Genomic DNA, 6,266 nt, shown 5'->3' on the forward strand with positions numbered 1-6,266 from the left:
CTCCGCCGCCAGCCCCCTGGAGATCGACTCCCGATCCTCCAAGGTCAACTCCACGCCCCGCACCCAGCCCTCCGATCAACAGATCACCCTTCTACCAGGGCTGATGCACTGACCGTCTGAGACCGCCAGGCCCAGGATGAACAGATATTCGGGGAAGTGATGAAGGCGTTGGAGCTGAAATCGACTGTGCTGATCCTGGTAGCGGCGACCGTGGAGCGCAGGGCGGTGATGCGGCAGGTCGGCGCCCGTAACGGTGGTCCCGCCGCTCGGCTGATCGACGGTGGTCTTCAGTCGGTCCGTGATCTGGGCGTTCTCAGCTCCTGCAGGGTCCTGCTCGCCCAGACGGAGCAGGGCACCGTCGACCCGGGCGGGATGACACTCGCCGCGGCGGACATCGTCAGACAGGTGCGGCCCGACTACGTGATCCTCACCGGCATCTGCTTCGGGTTGCGGCCCGGCGAGCAGAGCGAGACCGACCTCGTCGTCGCGACGCAGGTGGAGTGCCTGGACTGGCACAAGGAGGTCGAGAGCGAGGATGGCACACTCCAGTTGATCACCCGAGGTGACCGAGTGGCGACATCCGTCATCCTCCGGGACCGTGCCCGGCTTGTCGAGGACAACTGGACCAGGTCGAAGGTCCACTTCGGGCCTGTTCTTTCGCTCAACACCCTGCTGAACTCCAGACAGCGGACCGCCGAGCTGAGAGCCTTCAAACCCGATGCCGTCGGTGGCGAGATGGAGGCGGCGGGGGTCTATGCAGTCGGTGCTCGTGCCATGACCGACTGGATCGTCGTCAAGTCGATCTCGGACTGGGGTTATGACAAGACGAACAACCACCAGGAGACGGCTGCCGACGCGGCCGCCGAGTTCGTGGCGGAGCTGATTGACAGCGGCTATCTGGACACGCCACCCCACGAGCTGCGCCGTCCGGTGGCGTCGTCGTAGCCCGGTGGGGTCACCGCCGCGCTCTGACCCGAGGCGATGTCGCGGCCTGACAGCGAGGGTGGTCAGGATCTGCGTCTGCGGCGACTGCGCCGGTAGAGCTTGAGAACGAAGAACAGGAAGACAGGGACGACGACAGCCGCGATCGATGGGATGACCTGGTCGTTGGCGAGATCCTGAAGTCGTTCCCGGCGCACGGCGACGAGCACCACCGCCGCCAGGATCATCGCGCCGGAGGCGGCCACCAGGGGAATCGGCGAGCGCAGCCGGGCTGCATGGTAAGTCACGCTCGCGTCCACGACGAGTTCGTGTACCTCGACGACACGGCTTCCCGACCGACTACGGCCCTGGCCTTCCACGTATTCTCCGCCGACGAGGGGCGGGGGAACTGACGGCTCGCTCCTCGTCAGAAGTCGGCACGCGAGGACCGCGCCGGCCTGCCCGGCGCCGTCGGTGAGTCGCACGGAAAAGACGTGGGCCCGAAGCCGGGTCACCCGGGCCGGCCGGCGACGCCGACGGGCAGGCCGCAGTACCCGCCCTGGTCGGATCAGGAGAACCAGTGTCACCAGCAGGGCAAGCACTGGAAGAACCCGGACGGCGACCGGGAGGACCGCGGCAACAGCCAGAATCGTCCCGCTGATGACCAGATGGGAGGCCGGCGGAAGCGGCTGGTCCTTGGTCGCTGCGCCGACGTCGACCACACGCCCGGCGAACCGGGTGCCGGCGAGGCCAGCCCGGGAACGCGGACGCGGAACGGAAGGTATCCCTCGCCGAGGCCGCGGTTCGTCTGTGCTGCTCCCGGTGGCGACCGCGTCGGGATCGATAGCCGGTGAGCTGGACGGGACATCCTCCTCTCCGTGGCCTCTCCGTCCCTCACGTCGGCGTAGATCGTGGACTGTGCGGTACACGGCTGGAGGCCTCCAGCCCTTGTCAGGCGAACGATCCTCCTCGGTATCCGGTGTCCAACCGTCTCCCACACCAGCCCCCGTCCGTAGTGTGTGAAAGCTAAAAGGCCAGGTCAACGGGCCTATGTTGCTTTACCGCAAACAATCGTGCCCGAATACGCCAGGCTCTGAAACTTTGTGTTGGGCGGCAAGTATAGTTACCCCTCACGGGGGTGCTCGGGCCGAGTAGACGGTGTGGGTGCCACACAGCAACGCTGCCAGGCGTTCCGCAATGGGCGCATCGTCAAATGATCGGCGTCGGACGTTCCGGCGTGCTGGGAAGCAAGGTCGGCGGCCGGGGACCGTGAGTCCGAATCCGGCCGGAGTGGATGGCACGCGTGATGTGTCGTCGTCCGTGGTCCGCGACCTCGGCTTCTCGGTTCGTCGAGGCTGCCGGAGTGCCGGTGGCTGGGACGGCCATGTTCGGGTGGATTGTTTCTCGGTACAAGGCGGCATCCGTGGGATCCGGCGTAGCACAGCCCCGGTGTCGACTGCTTCTGTCTGGCGGGGATCGGTCTGTCGGCTCGTGGGGGGCCGGATTGTCAAAGGCCAGGCTGCCGGCGGTGGCCGGACCGCGGGCGGCCGCTGTGGCCTTACTTCTGACCGTGCTGACGGTCCTGGCTGTTCCAGCCCCCGCGGCCGCGACCACACCGAATCCACCGTGGCGCGGCGACTGCCCGCTGGACGTCGCTGTGGTCATCGACCTTTCCGGATCCATGGCCGGCAGCATCGGCAAGGTGCGTTCCGCCGCGTCCGACCTGGTCGACGCGCTTCGCGGGGACAGTAACCGGGTGGCGGTGGTGTCGTTCACCAACACGGCCAAGGTCGAGGTCCCGCTTACCGACGTCCAGACCGATGACAGCCGTGAGGATGTCAAGGACGCGATCGAGGATCTGGGCGTCGGAGGGCTGTTCGGACTCGGTGGCGGCGGTACCAACTGGCAGGCGGGTCTGCGGGCCGCCGCGGACATGTCGCCGGACCTCGTCGTGATGATCAGTGACGGTGAGGCGAACACCTACCAGCCGACGACGGTGCCCGGCCTCGAGGCGGCGCCCGACTACGCGGCGAACCCCTCGCTCGGCGCCGCGGTGACGGTCGCCGACGAGCTGCGTGGCGCCGCCGTCCGGATCGTGGCGATCGGAGTCGGGTTCGTCAACACGGTGAACCTCACCGCGATCTCAGGGCCCACGGTGGGGGACGACTACTTCACCACCGACACCGGCGGGCTGCTGCGCCAGCTGTACGAGATCGCCAGCCGCGCCTGCAACATCCCCGTCGCGGCATTGCCGCAGCCGCTGGGCGACAGCTTCCCGCTCCGCGAGGTACTCGTCGGATCGCTCGCCGGGCTGCTGCTTCTGGTGGTCATCGGCGCGCTGCTCAGCCGGCGGCGGCACGGGCCCTCCACTCGTGGGCCGCGGCAGCCACGTCGGTCAACACGAAAGATCCCGGTGTCCGAGCTGGTCCCACTGCCTCCGATCGTGCCGGCGGAGCGGAGCCCGGCCGATGTCGGGAGGGACAGCCGTGGGCCGGGGCACAGTGACGACGATCTGCCCGACAGCGAGGACCTGCCCGACAGCGAGGTCCGCTGGGTGACGCGGGACGACGAACCGGCCGGCCGATCCCCGCAGGCGGAACACGCCGAGGACCCGCCGGACTGGGGCGGTGGGCCGGGCGTGGGAACCGGCCGGCCGACAGCGGAGGTGAGCGGCTCAGCCATGGGTGGCTCAGCCGCGGCGGACGAGGTGAGCTGGTCGTCAGCCGAGCCAGGGAAAGCGGCGGCGAGCACCGGGGACTCCGACGAGGTGCGCTGGTCGCCCGACGGCAGGGTGATCCCCGCCGCGGAGCCCGGCGCGGCAGACCGGGCTGCGTCGACCGGGCCGGAAACCGACGACGTGCCCGCCTCGGAACCGGATCCCGGGCGACCCGGTGCGGGGCGGAGCCGGCAGCCCGGAACGCGCGCGGCCCGGCGGTACTCGACGGAACATCTGTTCGGCGACGAACCGCCGGGCCGATGAGCACACACCCGTCCCCAGGACCCGAACCGATGCGGTGACAAGGAGTGGCAGCGATGGCGGAACGCCCGACATTTGGTATCGACCTCGGTACGACCTACTCGTGTGTGGCCCATCTCGACGAGTTCGGCAAGCCGGTGGCTCTGCCGAACAGCATGGGTGAGTACACGACACCGTCGGTGGTGTATTTCGAGGACAGCGCCGGGGTGGTGGTGGGGAAGCCCGCGAAGAACGAGTTGAACCGGGAGCCCGAACGGGTCGTCCAGTACATCAAGCGGCATATCGGTGAACCCGACTTCTTCATCGACGTCGAAGGCCGCAAGTACTATCCGGCCCAGATCTCCTCGCTCATCCTCAGCGCCCTGGTCGACGACGCGCTGGTCGCGCTCGACATCGAGCCGCCGGCATCCGGGCCGATCGCGGACGTCGTCATCACGGTGCCGGCCTACTTCGGCGGGGCCGAGCGGGAGGAGACCCGTAAGGCGGGTGAGCTCGCGCGGCTGAACGTGCTCAGCATCGTCAACGAGCCCACCGCTGCCGCCATTGCGTACGGGCTGCTCAACAAGGGCGGCGAGCGTACCGTTCTCGTCTACGACCTGGGCGGCGGCACGTTCGACGTCACCATCATCTCGGTCTCCGCCGCTGAGATCCGGGCGGTGTCGACCGGTGGTGACCGCCATCTCGGTGGTGCCGACTGGGACGCGAAGCTTGTGGACCTCTTCCTGGAGAAGTTCGAGGAGCAGTGCCCGGACGCGCCTGACCCGCGTACCGACACCGAGGCGGCGGGAGCTCTGGTGCTGACCGCCGAGGCGGCGAAACGGGATCTGTCGGCACGGGCCAAGTACGGCACCAGTGTGACCGCGCACACCTCGAGGGCGAAGTTCGACATCACCCGTGAGGAATACGAGGAGCTGACCGAGGACCTGGTCGAGCGCACTCTGCACAACACCGAATCCGTCATCGACGCCGCGGCGGCCAAGGGCGTGACGTCGATCGACGAAGTTGTTCTGGTGGGGGGTATGTCGCGAACTCCGATCATCGCGGCGCGGCTGGCGGAACGACTGCGCGTTCGCTTCCCCGGGCTGGCCGATCCCAAGCTGTCCGATCCGGACCAGATCGTGGCCAAGGGGGCGGCACTGTTCGCCGCGAGCAAGGTGGCGGAGTCGTATGACGGCTCCTCCGGCTCGGGTGTGCCCACCAGGGAGGCGTTGCTCGGCGGCAAGGTTCCCAAGATCATTAACATCACCTCGCGCGGCTACGGACTGCGGACATACCGCGACCCGAAGGACCAGGAGGGCTACATCTCCTGGCAGATCAGGCCGAACGACGCGCTGCCGGTCGAGCACCGTGACACCTACAGGACCCTGTTTCCCCACCAGACCGAGGTCGACATCACGCTGTACGAGTCGGCCACCGACGAGCTCAACGAAACGGTTGCGGTCAACAAGGAGCTCGCGAAGGCGGTGCTCAGCGGCTTCCCGCCGAACCAGCCGGCCGGCCAGCCCCTTGAGGTGACCTTCTCGCTCGGTGATGAGTCGATCCTGCGCGTACATGCGGTCGGCCCGACCGGAAAGGATCTTCACGTCGAAGTGAAGATCGCCGGGGCGGCTCCCGCGGCGGAGCTCGCCAAGCCGCTTCCGCGGATCGTCAAGTAGGTGACGCTGCCGGATCCGGCCGGCAGCTGTCGGGGCGACCGCGATCCGGAGAACTACTATCCCGTGAGGCGATGAACGACATATGGATAGCGCACCGTGGGCCTTCGACGGCGCCCGCTTCGAAGCTGAGGTGCTACGTCCGGTCAGTCGTGGCTGGAATCCAGCCGACAACATGTTCAGGTGCTATCTGCTGCCGCATGACGTCGATGATCCGGCCGTCGTCGAGACGGCTCTCGAAGGCGTCCTGACCGGTATCAACAAGTATTTGATCAGGGGTCATTACATGACCGCCGCGAAGGTGCTCAAGAAGCGTCACGGCGAGGTCCGCGAGGTGCTGGGGGACGCAGCAGGCCGGCGGCGGCACCGCGACCAGGTAAAGGCCGCGAGGCTGACCCTTCGCACCGCGGTGGAAGGCGAGGCCCGTGACTATCCGTGGGTGCCGTCTGTCCTGGTGAGCTCGTTGGAGGACCGCTTCGCCGGTGCCTTCACACACCGCGAGATCGTCGAGGTGCTGGCGGAGGCCGGCAAGACGTTACGGGAACCGCCAGCCCTTCCCGATCCCTCGGAGCCGCCGCGGGGATTCGGCGCAATACCAGGAACTTTAGGTTCGGGTTAGTACTGTGACGACCGAGGGTGGTGGTCCTGTGAGGTGTCTGTCGATCGGCTTCTTGGTGGGGAATGGGGTGCGGTTGGCCCGGCGGACGACGCGGGGG

Annotated in this window: 5 protein-coding genes; 4 read left to right on the forward strand and 1 reads right to left on the reverse strand. The window is 67.7% G+C overall.

The window, feature by feature from the left end; all coding sequences use genetic code 11:
* Window positions 1–159: 159 nt before the first annotated feature.
* The gene (locus AB1460_RS35135; protein WP_368966700.1) at window positions 160–945 is read left to right on the forward strand and encodes a hypothetical protein; all 786 of its coding nucleotides are present in this window, start codon (window positions 160–162) and stop codon (window positions 943–945) included.
* A gap of 62 nt (window positions 946–1,007) precedes the next feature.
* Here the strand turns inward: AB1460_RS35135 and AB1460_RS35140 are convergent, their stop codons facing one another.
* Window positions 1,008–1,643: a hypothetical protein gene (locus AB1460_RS35140; RefSeq protein WP_368966702.1), complete on the reverse strand. Its 636-nt coding sequence runs from the start codon at window positions 1,641–1,643 to the stop codon at window positions 1,008–1,010.
* A gap of 830 nt (window positions 1,644–2,473) precedes the next feature.
* On the opposite strand from AB1460_RS35140, the gene AB1460_RS35145 reads away from it, so the two are divergent.
* The 3 genes from AB1460_RS35145 (at window position 2,474) to AB1460_RS35155 (ending at window position 6,169) form a co-directional block, all read left to right on the forward strand.
* Window positions 2,474–3,901, forward strand: a complete 1,428-nt coding sequence (locus AB1460_RS35145; RefSeq protein ID WP_368966703.1) for a vWA domain-containing protein — start codon at window positions 2,474–2,476, stop codon at window positions 3,899–3,901.
* A gap of 53 nt (window positions 3,902–3,954) precedes the next feature.
* Window positions 3,955–5,553: an Hsp70 family protein gene (locus AB1460_RS35150; protein WP_368966704.1), complete on the forward strand. Its 1,599-nt coding sequence runs from the start codon at window positions 3,955–3,957 to the stop codon at window positions 5,551–5,553.
* Between the two features lie 82 nt (window positions 5,554–5,635).
* Window positions 5,636–6,169: a hypothetical protein gene (locus AB1460_RS35155; RefSeq protein WP_368966706.1), complete on the forward strand. Its 534-nt coding sequence runs from the start codon at window positions 5,636–5,638 to the stop codon at window positions 6,167–6,169.
* Window positions 6,170–6,266 lie beyond the last annotated feature (97 nt).

It is taken from the genome of Parafrankia sp. FMc2, from assembly GCF_041008525.1.
Classification (GTDB): Bacteria; Actinomycetota; Actinomycetes; order Frankiales; family Frankiaceae; genus Parafrankia.

Bases quoted from the DNA above. Each gene is read 5' to 3' on its own strand.
- AB1460_RS35155 (WP_368966706.1), top strand. From the start codon at position 5,636: ATGGATAGCGCACCGTGGGCCTTCGACGGCGCCCGCTTCGAAGCTGAG.
- AB1460_RS35150 (WP_368966704.1), top strand. From the start codon at position 3,955: ATGGCGGAACGCCCGACATTTGGTATCGACCTCGGTACGACCTACTCG.
- AB1460_RS35135 (WP_368966700.1), top strand. From the start codon at position 160: ATGAAGGCGTTGGAGCTGAAATCGACTGTGCTGATCCTGGTAGCGGCG.